The 22,926-nt window shown below is 69.6% G+C and carries 21 protein-coding genes and 2 pseudogenes; 11 read left to right on the top strand and 12 right to left on the bottom strand.

Annotated features, from left to right (window positions below):
- Window positions 1-221: 221 nt before the first annotated feature.
- Window positions 222-992 (top strand): antibiotic biosynthesis monooxygenase, encoded by a 771-nt coding sequence (locus ABZX90_RS16705; RefSeq protein WP_351126168.1) that lies wholly within the window; start codon window positions 222-224, stop codon window positions 990-992.
- A gap of 155 nt (window positions 993-1,147) precedes the next feature.
- On the opposite strand, the gene ABZX90_RS16700 is transcribed toward ABZX90_RS16705, so the two are convergent.
- Window positions 1,148-2,059 carry a helix-turn-helix transcriptional regulator gene (locus ABZX90_RS16700; RefSeq protein WP_351126166.1) on the bottom strand — a complete coding sequence of 304 codons (912 nt, stop codon included), beginning with the start codon at window positions 2,057-2,059 and terminating at the stop codon, window positions 1,148-1,150.
- A 173-nt stretch (window positions 2,060-2,232) separates the two neighbouring features.
- Here ABZX90_RS16700 and ABZX90_RS16695 point away from each other — a divergent pair, with 173 nt between their 5' ends.
- Together ABZX90_RS16695 and ABZX90_RS16690 are read left to right on the top strand one after the other, a co-directional pair.
- Window positions 2,233-3,273 (top strand): NAD(P)-dependent alcohol dehydrogenase, encoded by a 1,041-nt coding sequence (locus tag ABZX90_RS16695; protein ID WP_351126164.1) that lies wholly within the window; start codon window positions 2,233-2,235, stop codon window positions 3,271-3,273.
- 368 nt (window positions 3,274-3,641) lie between these two features.
- On the top strand, window positions 3,642-4,277 hold the full coding sequence (locus tag ABZX90_RS16690) for a hypothetical protein (RefSeq protein WP_355205461.1): 636 nt from the start codon (window positions 3,642-3,644) through the stop codon (window positions 4,275-4,277).
- An 82-nt stretch (window positions 4,278-4,359) separates the two neighbouring features.
- Here ABZX90_RS16690 and ABZX90_RS16685 read toward each other — a convergent pair whose 3' ends face one another.
- The 3 genes and pseudogenes from ABZX90_RS16685 to ABZX90_RS16675 all read right to left on the bottom strand — a co-directional run.
- The gene (locus ABZX90_RS16685) at window positions 4,360-5,574 is read right to left on the bottom strand and encodes a serine hydrolase domain-containing protein (RefSeq protein WP_351126161.1); all 1,215 of its coding nucleotides are present in this window, start codon (window positions 5,572-5,574) and stop codon (window positions 4,360-4,362) included.
- Window positions 5,575-6,504: 930 nt separating this feature from the next.
- Window positions 6,505-8,925: a SpoIIE family protein phosphatase gene (locus tag ABZX90_RS16680; RefSeq protein ID WP_351126159.1), complete on the bottom strand. Its 2,421-nt coding sequence runs from the start codon at window positions 8,923-8,925 to the stop codon at window positions 6,505-6,507.
- A gap of 458 nt (window positions 8,926-9,383) precedes the next feature.
- Window positions 9,384-9,565 (bottom strand): annotated as a pseudogene (locus ABZX90_RS16675) (DUF4291 family protein); the annotation flags it as partial.
- A 188-nt stretch (window positions 9,566-9,753) separates the two neighbouring features.
- On the opposite strand from ABZX90_RS16675, the gene ABZX90_RS16670 reads away from it, so the two are divergent.
- Both ABZX90_RS16670 and ABZX90_RS16665 read left to right on the top strand, forming a co-directional pair.
- Window positions 9,754-10,518: a hypothetical protein gene (locus ABZX90_RS16670; protein ID WP_355205456.1), complete on the top strand. Its 765-nt coding sequence runs from the start codon at window positions 9,754-9,756 to the stop codon at window positions 10,516-10,518.
- Window positions 10,519-10,561: 43 nt separating this feature from the next.
- Window positions 10,562-10,891 (top strand): DUF1905 domain-containing protein, encoded by a 330-nt coding sequence (locus tag ABZX90_RS16665; protein ID WP_351126199.1) that lies wholly within the window; start codon window positions 10,562-10,564, stop codon window positions 10,889-10,891.
- 80 nt (window positions 10,892-10,971) lie between these two features.
- On the opposite strand, the gene ABZX90_RS16660 is transcribed toward ABZX90_RS16665, so the two are convergent.
- The 3 genes and pseudogenes from ABZX90_RS16660 to ABZX90_RS16650 all read right to left on the bottom strand — a co-directional run bounded on the left by ABZX90_RS16660 (window position 10,972) and on the right by ABZX90_RS16650 (window position 12,654).
- Window positions 10,972-12,078 carry a serine hydrolase domain-containing protein gene (locus ABZX90_RS16660; protein WP_355205453.1) on the bottom strand — a complete coding sequence of 369 codons (1,107 nt, stop codon included), beginning with the start codon at window positions 12,076-12,078 and terminating at the stop codon, window positions 10,972-10,974.
- Window positions 12,079-12,157: 79 nt separating this feature from the next.
- A pseudogene (locus ABZX90_RS16655) lies at window positions 12,158-12,280 on the bottom strand (aquaporin family protein); the annotation flags it as partial.
- Window positions 12,277-12,654: a metalloregulator ArsR/SmtB family transcription factor gene (locus ABZX90_RS16650; protein WP_351126153.1), complete on the bottom strand. Its 378-nt coding sequence runs from the start codon at window positions 12,652-12,654 to the stop codon at window positions 12,277-12,279. The gene ABZX90_RS16650 and the pseudogene ABZX90_RS16655, both read right to left, overlap by 4 nt.
- Window positions 12,655-12,797: 143 nt before the next feature.
- Here ABZX90_RS16650 and arsM point away from each other — a divergent pair, with 143 nt between their 5' ends.
- From arsM to ABZX90_RS16630, 4 genes are all read left to right on the top strand, one after another.
- A complete protein-coding gene (gene arsM / locus ABZX90_RS16645; RefSeq protein ID WP_355205449.1) occupies window positions 12,798-13,691 on the top strand; it encodes an arsenite methyltransferase in 894 nt (297 codons plus the stop codon).
- 251 nt (window positions 13,692-13,942) lie between these two features.
- On the top strand, window positions 13,943-14,452 hold the full coding sequence (locus ABZX90_RS16640) for a DUF1269 domain-containing protein (protein ID WP_355205446.1): 510 nt from the start codon (window positions 13,943-13,945) through the stop codon (window positions 14,450-14,452).
- Window positions 14,453-14,644: 192 nt separating this feature from the next.
- A complete protein-coding gene (locus tag ABZX90_RS16635) occupies window positions 14,645-14,971 on the top strand; it encodes a carboxymuconolactone decarboxylase family protein (RefSeq protein ID WP_351126147.1) in 327 nt (108 codons plus the stop codon).
- 130 nt (window positions 14,972-15,101) lie between these two features.
- The gene (locus ABZX90_RS16630; protein WP_355205442.1) at window positions 15,102-16,532 is read left to right on the top strand and encodes a DUF2252 domain-containing protein; all 1,431 of its coding nucleotides are present in this window, start codon (window positions 15,102-15,104) and stop codon (window positions 16,530-16,532) included.
- Between the two features lie 29 nt (window positions 16,533-16,561).
- Here the strand turns inward: ABZX90_RS16630 and ABZX90_RS16625 are convergent, their stop codons facing one another.
- Window positions 16,562-17,104: an ion channel gene (locus ABZX90_RS16625; RefSeq protein ID WP_355205439.1), complete on the bottom strand. Its 543-nt coding sequence runs from the start codon at window positions 17,102-17,104 to the stop codon at window positions 16,562-16,564.
- Between the two features lie 141 nt (window positions 17,105-17,245).
- Complete coding sequence (locus ABZX90_RS16620) at window positions 17,246-18,364, bottom strand: hypothetical protein (RefSeq protein ID WP_351126141.1); 1,119 nt, start codon at window positions 18,362-18,364, stop codon at window positions 17,246-17,248.
- Window positions 18,365-18,587: 223 nt separating this feature from the next.
- Here ABZX90_RS16620 and ABZX90_RS16615 point away from each other — a divergent pair, with 223 nt between their 5' ends.
- Window positions 18,588-19,742, top strand: a complete 1,155-nt coding sequence (locus tag ABZX90_RS16615) for a cystathionine gamma-synthase (protein WP_351126139.1) — start codon at window positions 18,588-18,590, stop codon at window positions 19,740-19,742.
- 136 nt (window positions 19,743-19,878) lie between these two features.
- On the opposite strand, the gene ABZX90_RS16610 is transcribed toward ABZX90_RS16615, so the two are convergent.
- From ABZX90_RS16610 to ABZX90_RS16600, 3 genes are all read right to left on the bottom strand, one after another.
- Window positions 19,879-20,127: a hypothetical protein gene (locus ABZX90_RS16610; RefSeq protein WP_351126137.1), complete on the bottom strand. Its 249-nt coding sequence runs from the start codon at window positions 20,125-20,127 to the stop codon at window positions 19,879-19,881.
- Window positions 20,124-20,621 (bottom strand): sigma factor-like helix-turn-helix DNA-binding protein, encoded by a 498-nt coding sequence (locus ABZX90_RS16605; RefSeq protein ID WP_351126135.1) that lies wholly within the window; start codon window positions 20,619-20,621, stop codon window positions 20,124-20,126. Before ABZX90_RS16605 ends, ABZX90_RS16610 begins: the two co-directional genes overlap by 4 nt.
- 274 nt (window positions 20,622-20,895) lie before the next feature.
- The gene (locus ABZX90_RS16600; protein ID WP_351126133.1) at window positions 20,896-21,399 is read right to left on the bottom strand and encodes a MarR family transcriptional regulator; all 504 of its coding nucleotides are present in this window, start codon (window positions 21,397-21,399) and stop codon (window positions 20,896-20,898) included.
- Between the two features lie 165 nt (window positions 21,400-21,564).
- Between ABZX90_RS16600 and ilvA the strand changes: the two genes are divergently transcribed.
- Window positions 21,565-22,794 carry a threonine ammonia-lyase gene (gene ilvA, locus ABZX90_RS16595; RefSeq protein ID WP_355205433.1) on the top strand — a complete coding sequence of 410 codons (1,230 nt, stop codon included), beginning with the start codon at window positions 21,565-21,567 and terminating at the stop codon, window positions 22,792-22,794.
- The last annotated feature ends 132 nt before the right edge of the window (window positions 22,795-22,926 follow it).

Here is a 22,926-nt window from a genome sequence, read left to right as displayed (position 1 = left end):
CCTCCGCCTTGCAGTTGGACGCACCAGGCCCCGCTCACGTGCGCTGATCAGGCGCCGCGGATCTCCTCCGACCTGATCCGCCGGACAGGCCCTAGCGGGCACGCCGGGACAGGCCGACGACCCCGGTCCGCGACACGCGGCGGAGCGGGGGAAGTGAGCCAGGAGCGAACGGGCCACCGGAAACAAAGCTTCCGGTGGCCCGTCCGTGTTTGTGTGGGGGCATGACCGTTTCGACAGTCGAATACATCCGGTACCGGATTCCCGAGCAGCAGTCGGCGGAGTTCCTGGCCGCCTACACCCGGGCCGCGGTCCAGCTCGCCGCGGCCCCGCAGTGCGTCGACTACGAACTCGCGCGCTGCGAGGAGGACTTCGAGCACTTCATCCTGAGGATCACCTGGACCTCGACGGAGGACCACGTCGAGGGCTTCCGCACCTCCGAACTCTTTCCCGACTTCCTCGCCGAGATCAGCCCCTACATCGGCAGCATCGAGGAGATGCGCCACTACAAGCCGACGTCGGTGCGCGGCCAGGGCGCCTCTGTGCCCACGCTCTACGCCTGGGCGGGCGGCGCCGAGGCCTTCACCCGCCTCACCGAGGCGTTCTACGACAAGGTCCTCAAGGACGACCTCCTCGCGCCCCTGTTCGCGGACCTCGCGCCCGAACACGCCGTCCATGTCGCCCTGTGGCTCGGCGAGGTCTTCGGCGGACCGCCGGCGTACTCGGACACCCAGGGGGGCCACGGCCACATGGTCGCCAAGCACCTGGGCAAGGGCATCACGGAGGTGCAGCGCCGCCGCTGGGTCAATCTGCTCCAGGACGCCGCCGACGACGCGGGACTTCCCACCGACGCCGAGTTCCGTTCCGCCTTCCTCGCCTACACCGAGTGGGGCACACGCCTGGCCGTCTACTTCTCAAGCCCGGACGCGAAGCCTCCGGCGGAGCAGCCGGTACCGAAGTGGACCTGGGGGGCCGCACCGCCGTACCAGCCGTGATCCCTGGCCGGGCCCCCGCGGCCTGCCCCGTCGCCCCACCGGTGCGGCGGGGCGGCGGGGCGAGGGCCGCCGGGATCACGGTTACGAGGTGCCGACCGCCGGGGTGACCGCTACGGGGTCCCGACCGCCGGGGGTGACGGCTGCCGGGACGGCGGTCACCGGGGTGAGGAGGTGCCCGCGCGGGTCGCGTCCGTCCCCCACGACGCCAGCAACCGCAGCGCCTCCGCCGAGCTCGACCCCGGCTCCGCGTGATAGGTGATCAGCGCCAGCTCGGCGTCGTCGACCAGCCGGAACGACTCGAACTGCAACGCGAGGTCGCCCACCAGCGGATGCCGCAACAGCTTCACCCCGTGGCTCTTCTCCTTCACGTCGTGCGTCGCCCACAGCCGCCGGAAGTCCTCGCTCTTCACGGACAGCTCCCCGACCAGCGCGGACAGCCGCGGATCGTCCGGATGGCAGCCCGCGTCCATACGCAGCAGACACACGATGTCGATCGCCTTCTGCTCCCACTCCACGAACAGATCCCGGTACTCGGGCCTGAGGAACACCATCCGCGCCCAGTTCCGCTCCTGGGGCGGCAGCTCCGACCAGTCCCCGAAGACGGCCGCGGCCATCCGGTTCCAGACGAGCACGTCGGAACGCCGCCCGGTGATGTACGCGGGGACGCCGTCGAGCGTGTCGAGCAGCTGACGCAGGGCGCCCCGCACCTGCTGCGGCCGGGCCGCCTGCTTCTTCTTGTGCTGCTTGGGCTTCGCGAGGTGCGTGAGGTGGTTGTGCTCTGCATCCGTCAGCCGCAGCGCCCGCGCGATCGCGTCCAGCACCTCCGCCGACACATTGCGCCCGTTGCCCTGCTCAAGGCGCGTGTAGTAGGCGACGGACACTCCGGCCAGCTGGGCCAGCTCCTCCCGGCGCAGCCCGGGCACCCGGCGGTGCCGCCCGAAGTTCGGTATCCCGACGTCCTCCGGCTTCAGCCGGGCGCGGCGGCTGCGCAGGAACTCACTGAGCTCGGCGCGCCGGTCCAGCGGGTGAGCCTCGCCGGCGGGCCCCACAGAGGGCTGTTCATCCATCCATCCAGTATTCACGGTCGTACGCTGCCGAGCCTGACCCCGCCAGTAGTAGGACCGGCGGACGTACGCAGAACCGTGACCTGGGTGAATCCTGGGGGATCGGGCAGGCTCGTTGCCGTGCCCGACGGAAGACAGCCGGGCACGTTCCACCCCCTCCCGAGGAGAACCCCGGCATGACCACTGTCGTTGCGTACGCCGCTCCCGCCGCCAAGGCTCCGCTGGAGCGCACCACCATCGAGCGTCGCGAGGTCGGAGAGCACGACGTCCTGATCGACATCAAGTTCGCCGGCATCTGCCACTCCGACATCCACCAGGCCCGCGAGGGCTGGGGAGAGGCCATCTTCCCGATGGTGCCCGGCCACGAGATCGCCGGCATCGTCTCCGAGGTCGGCTCCGGCGTCACCAAGTTCAAGGTCGGCGACCGTGTGGGCGTCGGCTGCCTGGTCGACTCCTGCCGCGAGTGCGACAACTGCAAGGCCGGTCTGGAGCAGTACTGCACCGGCGGCGGCGTGGGCACGTACAACTCCGTCGGCAAGGACGGCGAGCCCACCTACGGCGGCTACTCCGAGAAGATCGTCGTCGACGAGAACTACACCCTGCACATCCCCGACGGCATCTCCCTCGACGTGGCCGCGCCGCTGCTCTGCGCCGGCATCACCACGTACTCCCCGCTCAAGCACTGGAACGCGGGCCCCGGCAAGAAGGTCGCCGTCCTCGGAATGGGCGGTCTCGGCCACATGGGCGTCAAGATCGCCCACGCGCTCGGCGCCGAGGTGACGGTCCTCTCCCAGTCGCTGCGCAAGAGGGACGACGGCCTGAAGCTGGGCGCCGACCACTACTACGCCACCAGCGACCCGGAGACCTTCAAGGAGCTGCGCGGCACCTTCGACCTGATCCTGTCCACCGTCTCCGCCCCGCTGGACCTGGACGCCTACCTCGCCCTGCTGCGGACGGACGGCGCCTTCGTGAACGTGGGCGCGCCCGAGGAGCCGGTCCGGCTCAACCTCTTCTCCGTGATCGGCGGCCGTAAGACCCTCGCGGGCTCCGGCATCGGCGGCATCCAGGAGACCCAGGAGATGCTGGACTTCTGCGCCGAGCACGGCTTCGGAGCCGAGATCGAGCTGATCGGCGCGTCCGAGATCAACGAGGCGTACGAGCGGGTGCTGGCGAGCGACGTCCGCTACCGCTTCGTGATCGACGCCGCCACGATCTAGTCGATCAGACCTGGTCGATCAGGTCGATGAGGTCGATGAGGTCCGATCCAGTCGGTCCGATGGGCGATACGCGTGACCCTTGGGCGCCGTTCCGGTCGTACGACGGGAACGGCGCCTTCGTGGTTCCGGCGGCCTCAAAATCCGTGCCGCTGCCCCGGCGGAAGATCTACCATGCTGCTCGATGCTCTGAGCCGGGGGTGGATGGTTCGAGCGAAGCTTCCTGAGCCGGCGGAACGTTGCGCGCGCTCACCGACCAAACGGGTGGGAACTCAGTGGTTCACCAGGCGCGCGTCGGCGCTGCATTTGCCATGCTCATGGCATTTACCTCGCTCGCCGGATGTGGATCCGGGCCGGACTCCCGAGACGGCTTGTCGGACGAGGCCAACACCGCCGGGATGCACGACAAGCCGTTGAGCAAGGGAGAGTTGGAGCGGGCGGCGATCTCGGCAAAGGATCTCGACGGCTACGAAGTCAACCCGGCGCTCGCCACGACCCCGGCGTCTCACAAGACGGCGGATCCCGCGGCATGCACGCCCGTCGTCCAGGCGCTGGGCGGAAGCAGCGGCTTCAAGGCCACCGCGCGCGTCGGCCGGATGATCTTTTCGAAGAAGCACGGCCCCGGAGCATCCATGATCCTGTCGTCGCACGGCGCGGGGGATGCCGTGCGGGTGATCGACGCGTTCCGAACGGCCGCCAAGAAGTGCACGACCTTCAAGGACGTCCTGGTGGACTTCCGCTACAGCGAGGCCGAACTCCAGCCCGACCCCGGCTATGGCGACGAGTCGGTGTCCCTGCGGCTCACACAGCTAGCGGCGGTCGACGAGGACGAGGAGCCCGTCCGGGTTCCGTACACGGTGCTGGCCGTTCGGCAGGGGGCGACGGTCGCCATGCTCTACGCGATCAATCGCCCCGGAGGGCCACAGGGCGAGGGCCCGGCTGTCATACCGGCGGCGATCGTCAGGACACAGCTGGCCAAGCTCGGGAAGTCGCAGCCGTCCGAGTGACCGTGGGGAAACCTCCCGGGTTCGGTACGGCGTGCGACATCCGCACCGACACCCGGGAGGCCCTCGTCGACGACCGGCCGCTTCAGCGCGTGACGACCGCGCCGTCGTAGACGTTGTTCGGCGTGATGATCTGCGTGATGGCCCGGGCGAGAAGGGTGGACGGCTCGACGCCGTCGTGGTCGGAGTCGGTGTTGAGCATGAGGACCATGGTGGCCTTCTTCGAGGGCAGGTAGACGGTCACGGTCTCGTATCCCGGCAGGGAGCCGTTGTGCCCGATCCACCCGTTGGCGTCGAAGATGCCGAGGCCGTAGGTCGTTCCCGGGAAGCCCGTCGGCAGTGTCTCTAGGCGCTGTGCCTGGGTCTCGGGGCTGAGCAGGGTGCCGGTGGCGAGGATCTTGGCCCAGCGGCGCAGGTCGTGCAGGTTCGAGATCATCGCCCCGGCCGCCCAGGCCCAACTGGGGTTCCAGTCGGTGGCGTTCGCGGTCTCGCCGTTCAGCGTCTGGTCGGTGTAGCCCTGCGGGTGCGGCTCGGGGAACTCGTTCCCCTTCGGGAACAACGTGTCGCGCAGATGGGCCGGGCGGAGCACCCGCCTGTCGATGAAGTCGATGAGGTGGTGACCGCTGACCTTCTCGATGACCAGGCCGAGCAGGATGAGGTTGGAGTTGGAGTACTGGAACTCCGTGCCGGGCGCGAAGGTGTTCGGGTGCTTGTAGCCGTAGGCGAGGAGTTCCCGCGGGGTGAAGGTGCGCTGCGGGTTGCTCAACAGGTCGTGTTCGAAGTCCGCGTCGGAGGTGTACGGGAACAGGCCGCTGCGCATCTCGGCGAGCTGACGCAGGGTGATGTGGCGACCGTTCGGCACGCCGCGGATGTAGCGGGAGATCGGGTCGTCCAGCCCGATCCGGTGGTCGTCGACGAGCTTGAGCAGCGCGGTGACGGTGAAAGTCTTGGTCTCGCTGCCGATCCGGAAGTAGGAGTCGACGGCCATCGGCCGGCGGGTGGTGGTGTCGGCGACACCGGTCGCGCGGACGTAGTTCCCCTTGCCGGGCATCCACACCCCGACGACGACACCGGGGATGTGGGCCTCTTTGCGGACGTCCGCGATGGCCTTGTCCAGCCGGGCGGTCAGCTCGGGGCTGAGGCTGTGCTGCGGGCAGTCGTTTTTGTCGTGCCGGTCGACGCCTGCTGCGTGGCCGCCCGCCGTACGGAAGGCCGCGGCGGGAGTCGCTGTCATCGGGGCCAGCACGGACGCCGCGAGCAGTGCCGCGGCGAACGGACGGCGGTAGGAGGTACGTCGCATGTCGGGGCGCCTCTTCCGGGTCAGGGGAACAGACGGCAACACCACCACCCGCACTCCTGCCGAAGGCCCTGGTCCGATCCGCGTTCCGTCAAGTCCACTCATTCGGAGCCACGGGGGTCGGCAAGCGGCCCTGGCCCGGCCCTGGCCCCGGCTGTCACGGGCTTCGAGGGCGAAAGTACCGGGCCGCCCAGCTCCTCCCCTTTGCTGAGGGCATGAGGGCGCTGGGAGAAGATGAACAACTCCCAGCGCGTGGCCGATACGCGGTTGCGACCGTCTGATCGCGCTCCTGCCAGGAAGTCCCGCTCAGCAATTCATCGCAGATTCATCTCCGGTTTCATTGCCGAATTCACTGCAGAATTCATTGCCGGTCGGCGATGTTCGGGAGATGGCATGCGATCGTGGAGTCTTTATGCGCCGGTGGGTACGAAGTAGAACTCCTCATCGCACTTTCGGCACGTGATCTTTGTGCCCATTTCGCTGGCCGTCACGTGATGCCTGGCCCGGCAGTCCGGGCATTCGATGTGGATCGCGTTGCAGCGAGGGCAGATGCCACCCTTCCGGGACTTGCGCCCGACCAGGTTGGCTCCGCCGCGGATCGAGGTGTTCCACCACAGTGATGCCACCCCGACGCTGTAGATCCTGGGTGCGGCGAGGATTGCTGATCTCAGGGATTCCATGCTGCCGAATCGCCATTCCGAGCGCGGGGAATCCGCCTTGCATCGTCGACACTTCATCAGTCCCCCAGTTGTGCGACTCCGATCAGATTCCCATCGGGAAATCGCTCGTGTCAACATGGAGAACATTTAAACGCATGTTCGGAATCCTTTCCGGATTCCTCATTTGTTGCACGCGTAACAGCATTCTCTACGGTTTCGCCCGGCGGTATCCGAATGGCCTGAGAGCGCTGTGAGTCGTGGAGGCCGCGGGTGGTCAGGAGGGCGGCAGAGGCTGCTCCGTCCAGACTGTCTTGCCGTCGTGGGTGTAGCGGGTGCCCCACCGCTCCGTGAGCTGCGCGACCAGGAAGAGCCCGCGTCCGCCTTCGTCCGTGCTGAGGGCCCTTCGGAGGTGAGGGGACGTGTGGCTGGCGTCGGACACCTCACAGATCAGACAGTGTGTACGGATGAGGCGCAGGGTGACGGGGCCGTCCGCGTACCGGTAGGCGTTGGTGACGAGCTCGCTGGCGACCAGCTCGGTGGTGAAGACCATTTCCGACAGCCCCCATTCGGCCAGTTTCGCCGTGGTCAGCTCCCTGGCGCGGGCAGCGGAGGTCGCTTCCAGAGGCAGGTGCCAGGTGGCGAAGCTCTCCGGCGGCAGTACCCGGGTACGGGCCATGAGCAGCGCGATGTCGTCGGTGGGGCGGCGGTCCGTGGGCAGCAGCGCTTCGATCACCCCGTCGCACGTGCGCTCCAGAGCGTCGGCACTGTGGGCGAGGCATTCCTCCAGCTTCTCCAGCGCGGCATCGATGTCGCCGTCGCGCGCCTCCAGGAGGCCGTCGGTGTAGAGCGTGAGCAGGCTGCCCTCAGGGAGGTCGAGTTCGTACATCTCGAACGGCAGTCCGCCCAGGCCGAGCGGTGGACCTGCGGGCAGGTCGAGCACGGTTACCTGGCCGTCCGGCGTGGACACCAAGGGTGCCGGGTGGCCGGCGCGCGCCAGGGAGCACTGCCGGGAGACCGGATCGTAGACCGCGTAGACACAGGTAGCCCCGAGCGTCTGTTCGATCGCCGACTGGTTGCCCTCGGCGTTCGTCTCCAGTTCGGCGGCCAGCAGACTGACCAGATCGTCCAGCCGGGCCACCACCTCGTCCGGTTCCAGGTCGAGGCTGGCCAGGGTGCGCACGGCGGCGCGCAGGCGCCCCATCGAGGCCGCGGCGTGGATTCCGTGGCCGACCACGTCTCCCACGACGAGGGCGACTCGGGCCCCTGACAACGGGATCACGTCGAACCAGTCACCACCGATGCCCGGTTCACCGCTCGCCGGCAGGTACCGGCAGGCCACCTCGACGGCCGGCAGGTCGGACACCGTGCCCGGCAGCAGACTGCGCTGCAGAGTCAGAGCGGCGCTCTGCTGCTGGGTGAAGCGGCGCGCGTTGTCGATACAGACGGCCGCACGCGAGGAGAACTCATGGGCCACTGCGGCATCGTCGTCCTCGAAAGGCTCCGAATGGCGCACTCGCCACAGACTCACTACGCCCAGTACCAGGCCGCGTGCCATCAGGGGCACCGCGATCAGGGAATGAACGCCGAGACCCAGGGCGACCTCGATCCGCCGCCGGTCCATGGCGTACCACTCGGGGCGGAGGGACAGCAGCCGTTCGAGAATCGGGCGACGCTCGGCCAGGCACCGCGCCTGCGGAGACTCCGGAAGGAGCGGGACCACGTCGCCCTCCTGGAACGGGACCCGTGGTTCCGGGGGCGAAAAGGCCACTCGCAGGAGCGCACCTGCCATGTCCAAGGGCAGTTCGTCACCAAGTGCCACCGGCTTCAGGAGGTCCACCGAGCAGTAGTCGGCCAAGCCGGAGACGGCCACCTCGGCCAGTTCCCGGGCCGTCTGCGTCACGTCCAGTGAGGTTCCGATCCGGGCGCTCGCCTCGTTCAGCAGAGTGAGCCTGCGTCGGGCCTGGTAGCGCTGGGTCACGTCCTCGATCGTCTCCGCCACGCCGAGAACCCGGCCCGAGGAGTCTTCCATCCGGAACGCGGAGACGGACACCATCCGTTCCCGCCCCGGAGCATGGCGTGTGCGCGCCGACTGCTCTGTGAAGATCAACGGCTCGCCGGTCTCCAAGACGTGGCGTACCCGCTCCTCGGCCGGACCCGCGTCCTCGTCGACCAGGAACTCGCCGGAACTACGGCCCACCGGCGCCTCGGCTGTGATGCCGCTTGCCTTTTCGACCGCACGGTTGACCCGAATCACCTTCCTGTCCGGGCCGTGGATGGCCAGACCGATCGGGGACCGGTGGTACAGGCCGTCCAGCAGCGCACGGTCCAGCTGCCAGGCAACGACTTCCGCGGCAGGGGCACCGACCAGGAACCACTCTTGACGATCTCCGTCGCGGGTGATCGCACGGGCCCGGAAACCCATCTCCACACGCCGTCCGTCGTGGTGCCGGACGGGCAGGACTCCGAACCAGCCCCCTGCCCTCATGGCGTCCACGACGACGGACCGCGCGACAGGCAGGTCACGGGCGTCGACCAGGAGGTCCCGCCAGGCCCGTCCGATCACCTCCTTGGCGCGGTAGCCCAGCAGCTCCTGCGCACGTGCGCTCCAGCCGACCACTGTGCCGTGATCGTCGAGCACGGCCGAAGCGGCATGCGCCAGGGCGAACGGATCCTCCGGACTCTCGCTGAAATGCATCGACGGCGTCCCCATAACCACCACTTTGCCTCCGTGACTCCGATGTTCCTCCTCCCGGTCTCCGTCCGCGACTCCCCCTTCCTCTCGGCCCGGCGGTTCGGCAGGAGTGACATGGCGACGCTCGGCGTGTGCAGGCAATCGCGTGCAAGGAAGGGGGTGGCCACGTCTCGGGCCACTTCGTCACGGAGGCCGGCGCAGGCGCTTCGGCGGGAGTCGCCGTGGCGCGTGTTCACAGCCAGCCCCTTCCGCTTGCCCGAACCGGCCAGGACGACTCGGCCGCGACACCACACCAACGACGATCGATGCCGCGGCCGGTCCAAGTGGGTCCAGGCCGCTTCGGCTGCTTCCGCGGTACCTCCGGCGCCGACGCGACGTCCGTCCGGCACGACACCCCTGGTCGGCTTCACCGGGGAGGCAAGTTGCAGTGGCCGCAAGCACGGGTCCCGCTCGGGGTCTCACTCCACGCGAGTGGGCGCACGCTTCAACTGACGCTGCCAGGCGGCCGGTCGGGGTGCACCTCGCGAACGTAGCCCGACAGACACGCATGACGAGGCGCCCATTCGAAGCCCTCGCGGCTGATCTCGAAGGCCGGGACGGTCTCCTGGCCTTCCTTCGTCCCCCAGCGGCAGCGGTACATCATCCACAGAAAGCTCGTGACTGAGCGCGCCGCATGGCCACTGCTGAGCCTCAGGACCGGGCAGTCCTCCGCGCGCTCGCCGTCTGCTTCCCGGGAGGCGCGGAGGGGAGCGGGGTACGCTCGGTGCTCGTCATCCCAACACGTCGGCGGACGTGGACAGTTGACGGGCTGCGAGAACTCAGGGGGCGGCAGTGGACGTGCTGACGTTGGTGTCCGCGCTCGTGGCGCTGGTCGGCGCTGCCGCGACGGCGGTGCTCGGCTACTGGACGCAGCGGCGCCTGCGTCTGATGGAACAGCGGAACCTCATGGACTCCTACGGGGCCTCGCTGGCCTGGGCCGCGTACGACCTGCAGTCCAGGTTGTACAACATCCTGCACGGCCATCAAACCGATCTCTCCCCAGGGCCTTACCGCGGTTTTATGAGCTCCTTTCATCTGCAGGGCACGCCGGAGCAGCGGGAGTATGTGCGCCGCAGCACGGTGTTCGTGCTCGCCGAGTACTTGGGATGGGTGGAGATCCTGCGGCGGGACATCCAGTTCCTCGACCTCGGTCAGTCACGGGCCAATCGGAGCGCTGTGACGGTCATCTCGTCCATCGGCACAGTGCTGAACCGCACTTCGTCCGCTGATGACGTACTACGCCTCTGGCGCGCCGAGCAACGGGCCATCGGAGAACTGATGGTGCATCCGGACGGAGAGCCAGGCCGTCGCAGGTGCCTGGGCTACGCCGAATTCTGCGAGAAGCTTGATGGTGATGACGCGTTCCGCCGGTGGTTCGCCCCGCTCCTTGAGGACATCGACCGGCTCGCTGGGGACACCGCGCAGGCTGCACTCCGGCTTGTCGAACTCCAGCAGAAACTCATCATCCTGATCGACGTGTTGGACCCGAAGGCCGAGCGGTTCCCACACTTTCGTCAGCAGACCAGCGGGACACTGGGCGTCAGAGTGGCCGACTGAAGCGCGGATCGCGTGCACAACTTCTAGCAGTGCCGGCTGCGGGATCTCCCGCCCGGCGAGCGGACCGTCGCCGTACTACTTCGTGCGTGTGCCGGACGAGGAGTCGGTCGACATCCGTGAGGTGGCCGCGATGGCCAGCTGTGGTTGGGGCGTGATCCCGGTCGAGGCCCGGATCGGAGAGGTCGCCTTCCAGACGTCGTTCTTTCCCAAGGACAGCGGCTACCTGCTGCCGCTCAAGGCCGCCGTGCACAAGGCGAGCGGCCTCTCGGCTGGAGACGACGTGACGGTGAGGATGACCGTCCTCCTCCTCTTAAATCACGAACAGGGCCTCAGTGGAGTGCCCTTGATCACGCGCTCTGCTCTGTCAAGGTAATGGAGCCGGAAATTCCGCCGCGGCACGACGGGGGATCGCGCGGCGTGAATCTCTCCGATGCCGGAGTTGTTCGACCAGGATCAGGCGGGGAGACCCTGGAGCCCGTCGTAGGCGGCCATCACGAGTTCCATTCCCCGGTTGTCGTCCGCCGGCTCGCGCATCTGATTCGTCACGTAGGCCACCGTCATTCGGCTCTCGGGGTCGATCACGACCAATGAACCACCCCAACCGCCCCACCCGTAGGTGTTGCCGAACAGCCCGTAGCCCAGGCCCCAACGGACGGGCATGCCCAGGCTGCGGTCCTCGCCGCTGAACTGCTCCTCCCTCGCACGGTCACAGCCCGACCGTGACAGCAGTCGCGTATCGCGCACGGCTCCTCCGCACGCCATCACCGACTGCACGAGGCCGACCGAGCGGGCGTTGCCGAATCCGCTCGCCGCGGGGATCTCCGCACGGCGCCAGGCCACGCTGTTGCCGTCACGGACACGTACGCGGGCGCCGGCGGCGGGAGGCGCCTTGTCGCCGGGCGCGCTCGCGGCGTAGTCCTCGCCCTGGGAGGCCGGCGGGATGGTGAGGGCCACCCGGTGGTCATGCTCGGCGGGCAGCCCGATGTGGAAGTCGGCACCCAGTGGTCCGGCCACCTCCCCCGCGAAGAACTCGCCCAGGCTGCGGCCGGTGATCCGGCGTACGACCTCGCCCACGAGGAACCCCTGGGTGAGCGAGTGGTACCCGGCCGCGCTCCCCGGTTCCCATCGCGGAGTCTGTGCCTCCAGACGTGCCGTGGCGGACGGCCAGTCGTAGAGCTCCTCGATCGGCCCGTCCCAGTCGGGCAGGCCCGCGGTGTGCGCGAGCAGGTGCCGCACCAGCACCTTCTCCTTGCCCGCCCTGGCGAACTCGGGCCAGTAGTGGCCGACCGGCGCGTCCAGATCGAGCTCGCCACGGTCGGCCAGGATCAGCGCGCACAGCGCCGTCATCGTCTTGGTGACGGACCAGACATTGGTGATCGTGTCCCGCTGCCACGGGGTCGTGCGGCCGGCGTCGGCGAACCCACCCCAGACGTCCACCACAGGTTCGCCGTCCACGAAGACGGCCACCGAGGCACCGGCGTCCCCCTCGTCCAGCAACGCGGACAGCGCGCTGGGCACGGCGGTGAACAGGTCGTCGTAAGAGCCCTGAAGGTCGGCCATGCGTCGTATTTAGCCCGCAGGGGCCCGGCGGGGCAACCGAATTCTCGGGTTACGGCCATCAGCCAAGCCCCCGTTCGGGCAACTGGACGCCGACGTCCCGCGACAGCTCCGTCGCCTGAATGCCCGAGCCGACCACCATCGTGACCAGCGCGGCCGTCCCCACCAGTTCGGCCACGGCGCGTCGTCCGAGCGAAGGGCTCACGCGGTCACCCCGACGGGCTCGGGAGTGGTCAGAAACGCGCCCAGCCGGCCCAGGGCGCCAGGCACCACCCAGTAGTAGACCCAGGTCCCACGCCGCTCGCAGTCGATGAGTCCGGCCTGGCGGAGCAGCTTGAGATGGTGGGAGATCGTCGGTTGCGACAGCTCGAACGCGGGCGTCAGCTCACACACGCACACCTCGCCGCCCTCCCGCGAAGCGATCATCGAGAGCAGCCTCAGCCGCACCGGGTCCCCGAGCGCCTTGAACGCCTTCGCCAGTTCGACGGCCTGGTTCTCGGTCAGCGGGGCGGAGGCAAGCCCTTGGCAGCAGGCGCCGTCCGCCTCCCGACCGATCACCTCAAGCTCTTGTTTCGACATGCCTCTATGTTGACGTTCCTCGATCCAAGGCGCAAGGTTGTATTGATGGACGTCAATGCAAGAACGTCAATGCAAGAACGTTGATGCAAGCCGTTCCGGGGCCTGACATGCCCCGTCATCCAGGAGTGAGTCAGGAGTGAGTCATGAGTGAGCAGTCCACCGAACTGCGCGAGACCGTCCGTCGGCGGTACGCCGCCGCAGCCGTGAAGGTGACCGAGGGTGGTACCGCGTGTTGCGGGCCGCAGCCGGTCGAGACGGACGAGAACTTCGGCTCCACCCTCTACGCTTCCGACGAGCGCGACGCCCTGCCCGCCGAAGCCGTCGCCGCCTCACTGGGCTGCGGCACCCCGACCGCCGTGGCCGATCTCCACGAAGGCGAACGCGTCCTCGACCTCGGCTCCGGCGGCGGCATCGACGTTCTGCTCTCCGCCCGCCGTGTCGGCCCCACGGGCAAGGCGTACGGCCTCGACATGACGGAGGAGATGCTCGAACTCGCCCTGGCCAACGCCGAGAAGGCGGGCGCGACGAACGTCGAGTTCCTCAAGGGCACCATCGAGGCCATCCCGCTCCCCGCGAACACCATCGACGTGGTGATCTCCAACTGTGTGATCAACCTGTCGACCGACAAGGCGGCGGTGTTCGCCGAGACCTTCCGTGTCCTGACGCCGGGCGGCCGCATCGGCGTCTCCGACGTGGTCGCCGACGACAACCTGACATCCCGGCAGCGAGCGGAGCGCGGCGACCACGTCGGGTGCGTCGCCGGCGCCCTGTCCTTCGCCGAGTACCGCGAAGGCCTTGAGGCGGCGGGGTTCGTGAACGTCGAGATCACCCCCACGCACCCGGTGGCCGACGGCATGCACTCCGCCGTCGTCCGCGCCACCAAGCCCCGGACCGGGGGGCGGCCGTCCCGTGCGACCGGTTCGGCCGACACGTGCTGCGGCGCCAACGCCTGCTGCACACCCGCCGAAACCTCGGTCGACCCCGGCGTCCCGGTCGCGGAGGCCAAGTCCGCTTCAGGCTGCGGTTGCGGGAGCTGAAGAACCGCACCCTGCCGCGGCCGTCGGCTGCTGATCCGTAGGAGCGGGCATTTACCGACCGCGGGTCACCCGTCGGCCGGCCTACGCCACTTCCCGTTCCCGCCTGGGGCCCGAGCGGATGCAGCCCTCACGGGGAGCGCGCAGCATGAGGGCAGGAACGAGTCGGCGGCTGCCCGCGGGGTCTTCGCGGCGCGGCCGCGCCCATTCGCCGTGGTCCGCCGAGCATGGCGAGCGCAGACGGGAGAAATGTCATGGCCAAGCCCGACGCAGTCTTCATCTACATCGGCACGTACCCGAGCGAAGCCGCGGCGCGAGCCGACTACGAGGTCGTCAAGGACCTTCACACAGCCGGTGCGGTCGGCACCTACGACGCCTCCGTGGTGACCAAGGACGAGGCCGGCAAGGTCCATGTGAACAAGGACGAGACGGCCACTCGGCACGGGGCATGGGGCGGAGCCGCCGCCGGGGCGGTCGTCGGCCTGCTGTTCCCGCCGGCGGTCATCGGCACCGCCCTCGTCGGCGCCGCCGTGGGAGGTGTGAGCGGCCACCTGTGGCGTGGCATGTCGCGGGCCGACGTCAAGGAGTTCGGCGAGATCATCGACGAGGGACAGGCCGCCCTCGTCATTGTCGGTGCGAGCACGCTCTCGCACGCCCTGGAGAAGGCCGAACTCAAGGCGGAGAAGCAGATCGCCAAGGAACTCGACGTGAGCACGAACGACGTCGACAAGGCCGTCCAGCAGGCAGCTGCCGAGGTCGCCTGATCCGCCCGGTTCCGGACCGCGGAGCCGGGTCGGCAGGGCGTGCCGCACCACGTGGAGCTGCGGCGATCCGCGTTGCCGTGCGGGGTGCCCCGGGCGGATCTAGGGTTGAGGGGACGCCGGCGCTCGCGGAGACCGGATGCTCCGCCACCCTCGCGCTCTCGGCGTCGAAAGCACACGGGAAGGCACCCGAACATGGCCACTGCGTCGGAAACCCCTGTTCTGGACACTCTCGCCGCGATGACGATCGACTCGATCGAACGGTGCGGGCTGGCCCCGGACATGCTTCTGCTCACGCGTATCGCAGCCCTCGCCGCCTCGGACGCTCCGCCGGTCTCCTATGCCGCCCATATCGGCCCCGCCGTCGAGACAGGTGTCACCGCCGAGCAGTTGCAGGACGTCCTGGTCGCCATCGCGCCCATCGTCGGTACAGCCCGCGTCATGACGGCGGCGGGCAACATCGCCGCGGCGCTGGGCATCGCCATCGCTGTCGCCGACGCCGAGATCGAGGCCCAGGGCTGAGGACGGACTGCCACCAGGAACGACGATCGGCGCGGCCCGCACAGAACACAGGAAGGGGACACGGCAGCACTCCGGCTGCCGTGTCCCCGGGCGAACCCGGGGGCCGCAGGGCCAGGCAGGAGAGCCTTCGATGCCCCAGTACGCGACCACCGCGATGCGCACGTCACCCCACGCGACACCCGAGGAGCGCGTGGCGCTCGGCAAGGAGGCGCGGCGCCGCTCTCCACGGTCGGGACACGCGGTGTACAAGCCCGGTCAGAAGAGACCGGACCCGCTGGCGATCCTGGAGGAGCAGTCCGCGGCCCGGGTGCAGGAGTTGGTGCCGATCCGGTACAGCCGGATGACCGAGTCCCCGTTCCGGTTCTACCGGGGCGCCGCGGCGATCATGGCGTCCGACCTGGCAGGAAGTCCCGACTCGGGCATCGCCGCCCAACTGTGCGGGGACGCCCATCTGCTCAACTTCCGGCTGCTGGCCTCGCCGGAGCGGAAGTTGATGTTCGACATCAACGACTTCGACGAGACCTTGCCGGGCCCGTGGGAGTGGGACGTCAAGCGACTGTCGGCGAGTTTCGTCATCGCCGCGCGGGCGAACGGCTTCGACGACGCCGAGCGCGCCCGCATCGTGAGCGGCACCGTGCGCTCGTACCGAGAAGCGATGATCCGCTTCGCCGGCATGAGCAACCTCGATGTCTGGTACGCGAAGATCGACGCCGAGCGCCTCAAGGATCTCACCACGGGCCGGCTCCGCAAGGGTGGGCAGAAGAAACTGGACCAGGCCCTGACCAAGGCCCGCTCGCGCGACACCTTGCAGGTGTTCGAGAAGCTCACGCGCCGGGTCGACGGACGACCGGTGATCGCGGCGGACCCCCCGTTGCTCGTACCCCTCGCCGACCTGCTGCCCAAGACCGAACGGACCACGCTGGAGCGCCAGTTCCGAGGGCTCATCGAGCGGTACGGGATCACGTTGCCGTCCGACCGGCGCGCACTCCTGGACGACTACCGGCTCGGGGACGTCGCCCGCAAGGTGGTCGGGGTCGGCAGCGTCGGCACCCGCTGCTGGATCATCCTGCTCCTCGGCCGCGACGGCCGCGACCCGCTGTTCCTGCAGGCCAAGGAAGCCGACACCTCGGTCCTCGCCGACCACATCGGAGCCAGCCAGTACCGCAACCAGGGCGAACGCGTCGTCGCGGGGCAGCGGTTGATGCAGGCGGCCAGCGACATGTTCCTCGGCTGGGAACGGGTGGACGGTATCGACGGCAAGCGTCGCGACTTCTACGTCCGGCAACTGCGCGACTGGAAGGGCATCGCGATGCCGGAGACGATGTCGCCCGGTCAGCTGGAGACATTCGGCGCTCTCTGCGGCGGGACCCTCGCCCGCGCGCACGCACGGTCCGGCGACCGGATCGCGATCGCCTCCTACCTGGGCAACAAGGACTCCTTCGACCGTGCCCTCGTGACTTTCGCGGAGGGGTACGCCGACCAGAACGAGCGCGACCACCAGGCGCTCGTCGACGCGGTGAGGGCGGGGCGGCTGCCCGCGGAGGACGTTCCCGCTGACTGACCGGCCCAGCCCCTCGGACGCCCGGCGTGTCAGGTCGGGCGGCTGTTCCGCCCGCCCTGCGCTCGCCGGCGCCGGCCCTCTTGGACCGCGTTCACCAGGACCCGGGCGGCCACACCGAGCAGCAGAAGGTTGGCTGTGATCTGTCCCGTGACAAGCAGCCGGGCCGTCTGGCTGCGCGGGCTGATGTCGCCGAATCCGACCGTGCTGAACACGGTCATCGTGAAGTACAGGGCGTCGGTCCTCGACATCGCCTCACTGAAACTGCCGGGGGCGCTGCGGTCGAGCAGGTAGTCGGTCGTGGCGAAGAGCAGCAGAAACAACGGAACCGCCGTCGCCAGAGCCGCCATCGCGCGCAGCCCGGGGCGCTCGGAACTCAGGATCCCGCGAACGTGCCACCCGAGAAGGAGCGTCACCGCCACCAACCCGCCGATGAGTACGAGGACGGACGTCGCCGTGAACGCCGAGTCCAGCGGCAGCAGGTAATAGGCGGCGACCAGGGCGGTCACGACAAGGAGGCAGCGGACCGTGGTGAGGACGACCGCCCGACGTCCAACGCGCGGCTCTCCGTCCACCGTCCCCGCCCCTCTCGGACGCACCGCTGCCGTGACGACCCCGCTGCCGTGCCCGCTCGTGGACAGTCACTCTCCCCGAGCGGTCCCGGGGTCGTACGGACGGCGCACCACAAACTCACCGAAATGGCTCGCGCGGTGAGCTCAGTGCGACAGTGTCGCCGGGCTTCCGCCGTTCGCCTCGTATCCCGCCACCGCCAGGGCGCGGTATATCGCGTAGTCAGCGGCCGGGTCGTGGGTCAGGGTCCAGGGCAGGGCGCCCACGTGCCCGTCGACGTGCACGAGCTGGTCCATGGCCTCGGACCAGCGCTCGCCGCGGACGAGGAAGAAGACCAGCAGGTGACGTACGTGGGCGAGCATCGGGTCGTCGGGGCGGGCCGCGTGCACCGCGTACAGCGCACCGTGGACGGCCTTGGTCACGACCTCGCTCTGGTAGAAGCTGCGGACCAGGTTCACCTCGGGGAGGTGCTCGAAGACCGCGAAGAGCGGCATCGCGGCGAGGAGGGAGCCCCGCGGCGCGCGGGCCGCCGCGGCCTCGGCGAAGGCGTACGACGTCTCCCGCGAGCCGTGCCACTTCTCGCACCAGTAGTGCAGGGCCGTCAGATGCGCGCCCATGTGGGCGGGCGCGCGGTCCAGGATCTTCAGCCAGAGCTTCTCGAACTCCGGCTGGGAGTAGGCCAGTCCACGGGCCACCGACAGCTCGACGATGTACGGGATCGGGTCACCGGGGGACAGCAGCGCCGCCTCGCCGCACGCGGCCCGCGCCTCCTCCATGATGATCCGGAAGTCGTCGGTCCCCGGCGTCGACGTCCGCCACGCCTGCTGCACCAGGAACTCGGCGTGCACCGCCGCGCCGCCCGCGTCCTTGGGGGCCTCGGCGCGCCACACCCGCAGCCACTGCCCGCCGGGGGTCTCGCTGACCCCGCCGGGGCGCTGCTGAAGCTCCAGCGACGCGGCGCCCGCGAAAGCCTGCACCCGCTGCCAGCGGGTCTCGCCCTCGATCTCCGTGCCGGCCAGCAGCTGCGAGGCCGCGCGGTAGTCCTGGGTCCGCTGCACCACGTCCAGGACGTTCAGCAGGTCCGCGTCCGGGCCGGGCATGCGGATGTCCAGCTCTTCCTGGCGCAGGAAACCGTAGTTCGCCGGGTCCGCGGCGTCCGGGTCACCGGGCGAGACCAGCTGTACACCGGTGCGCCGGCGCCGGAACACCGGCAGCAGGACCAGGCTGAACATGGCCAGCGCCATCAGGACCCAGAGAATTTCCATGCCTCAAGCGAACCAGACGGGTCCGACAATTGGCCAACCGGTCCCGTATCCGCTCCCGCCACGGCCCGTATCCGCTCCCGCCACGGCCCCGAAATCGCTCCCGCCACGGGCCGGCCCCGTCCCTCCCTGCCCGGGCCGCGGCCCCCGCTTCCGCCGGTTCGGGCGTGCCCGGTGAGGGGTGTGCGCCGTCATGAACCCCGGCGGAGCACTACGCTCGGGACTCATGAGCGACAGGCACATCAGTCAGCATTTCGAGACGCTCGCGATCCACGCGGGCAACACCGCCGATCCCCTCACCGGCGCGGTCGTCCCGCCGATCTACCAGGTCTCGACCTACAAGCAGGACGGCGTCGGAGGGCTGCGCGGCGGCTACGAGTACAGCCGCAGCGCCAATCCCACCAGGACCGCTCTGGAGGAGAACCTCGCCGCCCTGGAGGGCGGTCGCCGCGGCCTCGCGTTCGCGTCCGGACTGGCGGCCGAGGACTGCCTGTTGCGTACGCTGCTCAGCCCCGGTGACCACGTGGTGATCCCCAACGACGCGTACGGCGGCACCTTCCGACTCTTCGCGAAGGTCGTCTCCCGCTGGGGCGTGGAGTGGTCGGTGGCCGACACCAGCGACCCCGATTCGGTACGGGCCGCACTCACCCCGAAGACCAAGGCGGTCTGGGTCGAGACCCCCTCCAACCCCCTCCTCGGCATCACGGACATCGCCGCGGTCGCGCAGATCGCGCGCGAGGCGGGCGCCCGGCTCGTCGTCGACAACACCTTCGCGACGCCGTACCTCCAGCAGCCGCTCGCGCTCGGCGCGGACGTCGTCGTGCACTCCCTGACCAAGTACATGGGCGGCCACTCGGACGTCGTGGGCGGTGCTCTGATCGTCGGTGATGAGGAACTCGGCGAGGAGCTGGCGTACCACCAGAACGCGATGGGCGCGGTCGCCGGGCCCTTCGACTCCTGGCTGGTGCTGCGCGGCACCAAGACGCTCTCCGTGCGCATGGACCGGCACAGCGAGAACGCGGGCCGGGTCGCCGAGATGCTCACCCGGCACGCGCGCGTGACGCGTGTGCTGTACCCGGGTCTCCCGGAGCACCCCGGTCACGAGATCGCCGCCAAGCAGATGAGGGCGTTCGGCGGCATGGTCTCCTTCCAGGTCGAGGGTGGCGAGGAGGCGGCCGTCGAGGTCTGCAACCGCGCCAAGGTGTTCACGCTCGGTGAGTCGCTGGGCGGTGTGGAGTCCCTGATCGAGCACCCGGGACGCATGACGCACGCCTCGGCGGCCGGTTCCGCCCTGGAGGTCCCCGCCGACCTCGTCCGCATCTCCGTGGGCATCGAGAACATCGAGGACCTGCTCGAGGACCTTCAGCAAGCCCTGGGTTAGGAAGAGCCGTCGTCCGGCCGGAGGGGCACGCCTCTCCGGCCGGAGGTGCATGGCCGCAGCAGGCCCGCGGGCAGGCGAGAACCGGCGGTCGGTCGGCGAAGCACCAGGCCGACCACCAGCCCGATCACCAGCCCGATCACCAGCCCGTGAGCGGTGGAGTCGTCTCCGACGGCGGCTCCACCCACGGACGGGCCATCGTCGCCCAGACGACGAAGGCGACGGCCGCGGCGAACAACAGCAGCCACAGCAGCCGCCGGGCCGCGGTCCTGCGGCGCAGCATGCGCCCGCCGCGGCGTACGACCTCGGCGTACAGGTCGGGCGGCACCGGGGGCGGCGCCTGCTCCAGCAGCCGTCGTACGGCCGCCTCGCGCTCCGGCAGGTTCATGACGGCGCCACCTCCACCCTGGTCGGCGCCGGGCCGCGTGGCGGGTGCAGCAGCGTCGCCATCGCCCGGGCGCAGATCGCCCGTACGCGTTCTGTGGGGAGCCCGAGCAGGGCCGCCGTCTGCTCCTCGGCGACCCCCTCGTACAGCCTGAGGACGAGGATCAGCCGTTCCTGGGGTGTGAGCCGGGCCAGGACGCTGTCCGGGGAGGGGCGCAGCCGCCCGAAGCTCCCGTACTGGTGCCAGGCGGAGCGCTGGAAGCGCACGGCCAGTTGCCGGCGGGCGCTGTCGTAGGGATCCTCGCCCTGCAGCCGGTCCCAGGAGGCGTACGTGTGGGCGAGGGCCAGCGTCAGCAGCCGCCGCGCGCGCGGGTTGGCGTCCCGGGGTTCCGCCGTGAGCAGCGTGGCGGCGTGCAGCAGCCGTCCTGCCGCGCCCGCGACGAACGCCTTGAACTCCCGGGCCCGGCGGACGCCTTGGGACGCACGCCGTTCTCGCACCACGCCTCCCGCCTGAGCGACCCTGAGTGAACGGGCCCGCGGCCGCGGTGCGACCCGTCGCACCGTGTACGACGAGGACCCGGTCTCATATGAGGCCAGGTGCCGCCTTCCGGTCAAGAGCCCGGCGCACATGCACGCGCGCGTGGAGGCACACGGAGGGCCGGGGCACCAGGGACGGAACGCGGGAGCGACCAGGGACGGACCCGGGACGGACCCGGGACGGACCAGGGTCGGACCCGGGACGGTGAGGGAGCGAGGAGAGTCCCCGTTCGGCTCAGGAGGCCTGCTCGGACTCCGTCACCGGCATGCCCTGGGCCGCCTGGCGGGCGGAGAGCGCGCCGTTGAAGCGCGTGAGGAGCGCGCAGAACACCTCGCGCTCCTCCGGCGCCCATTCGTGTGTCAGCTCGGCCATCAACTGACGCCGGGAGGCGCGCACTTCATCCAGGCGGGACTGACCGCGCGGGGACAGCTGGAGCACGACCGCGCGTCCGTCCTCGGGGTGCGAGGTGCGCTTGACGAGCCCGGTGTCGACCAGCGGCGCGACCTGCCGGGTGACCGTCGAGGAGTCGATCCCCATGCTCGCCGCAAGCGCCTTGACGCCCATCGGGCCTTCCTTGTCGAGGCGGTTGAGCAGCAGGTAGGCGGCACGGTCCATGGAGTTGCGCACCTGCCCCACCCCGCCGAGCCGGGTCTGTTCCGCACGGCGCGCGAAGACCGCGACCTCGTGCTGAAGGGCTTCGAGAAGACCGGTGTCACCGACGGTCGTGTCCATCGACATTTCTGGTGTTGTGGGCATGGCCGGGGGCTCAATTCATGCGTGGGGAGCTGGGTTGGGGGACAGGTTACGCGGCCGGGGCGCGGGCCGTACCGGCGCTGCGCAAACCCGGTCTCGGAGCGTGGTCACGACGGGAGTGCGCCCGCGTGAACTGCGAGACTGGTGGTCATGAGCTACAGCACGGCTGACTCCTTTCCCAGCGTGACACTCGACGACGTACGCGGCGCGCAGAAGATGCTCACGGGTGTGGCGCGGGTGACCGCGATGGAGGGCAGCAGGTATCTGTCCCAGCTGGTGGGCGCGCCGGTGCAGTTCAAATGCGAGAACCTCCAGCGGACCGGCTCGTTCAAACTGCGCGGCGCGTACGTGCGGATCGCGGGCCTGCTGCCGGAGGAGCGTGCCGCGGGTGTCGTCGCCGCGAGCGCCGGCAACCACGCGCAGGGCGTCGCGCTGGCCTCCGCGCTGCTCGGCGTGCGGTCCACGGTGTTCATGCCGAACGGCGCCCCGCTGCCCAAGGTCGCGGCCACCCGCGACTACGGGGCCGAGGTGAGGCTGCACGGGCAGGTGGTCGACGAGACCCTGGCCGCCGCGCAGGAGTACGCGGAGAAGACGGGCGCCGTGTTCATCCACCCCTTCGACCACCCCGACATCATCGCGGGCCAGGGCACGGTCGGCCTGGAGATCCTGGAGCAGTGCCCCGAGGTGCGCACGATCGTCCTGGGGATCGGCGGTGGCGGGCTGGCGGCGGGCGTCGCCCTCGCGGTGAAGTCGCTGCGGCCTGACGTACGGATCATCGGGGTGCAGGCGGAGGGCGCGGCGGCGTACCCGCCCTCGCTGGCGGCCGGGCGGCCGGTGTCGATCGAGAACCCGGCCACGATGGCCGACGGCATCAAGGTCGGCCGACCCGGCGACGTGCCGTTCCGCCTGGTCGAGGAACTGGTCGACGAGGTCCGTACCGTCTCCGAGAACAACCTGTCCAGCGCGCTGCTGCTGTGCCTGGAGCGCGCCAAGCTGGTCGTCGAACCGGCCGGCGCGAGCTCCGTCGCGGCGCTGCTGCGCTCTCCCGGGTCCTTCGAGGGCCCGGTGGTGGCACTTCTGTCGGGCGGGAACGTGGATCCGCTGCTGATGCAGCGCATCCTGCGGCACGGCATGGCGGCGGGCGGCCGCTACCTCGCGGTCACCCTGCGGCTGACCGACCGGCCCGGGGCCCTGGCCACACTTCTCGGGGTGTTGTCAGTGGCGGACGCTAACGTCCTCGATGTGAGCCACGTACGGACCGATCCACGGCTCGGGCTCACGGAGGTGGAGGTCGAGCTGCACCTGGAGACGAAGGGGCCCGAGCACTGCGCCGAGGTGAATCTGGCGCTGCGCGAGGCGGGTTACACGGTCATCGACTGAGGTCGGAGCCGCCGTCACAGCCCGGTCGTCCCGTGCAGGGATAATCCATTGAGCAACGCGATACATCGCGTTATGGTGTGTGCGTCTCGGTCGGCGCCCGAGTGGGGTCGAACCGGAAAACTATGCTCTTTG

It is taken from the genome of Streptomyces sp. NPDC002935, from assembly GCF_040611295.1.
In the GTDB taxonomy this organism is placed as follows: domain Bacteria; phylum Actinomycetota; class Actinomycetes; order Streptomycetales; family Streptomycetaceae; genus Streptomyces.
The sequence above is the reverse complement of the archived record's forward strand: the minus strand, read 5'-3'. Positions and strand labels throughout refer to the sequence as shown.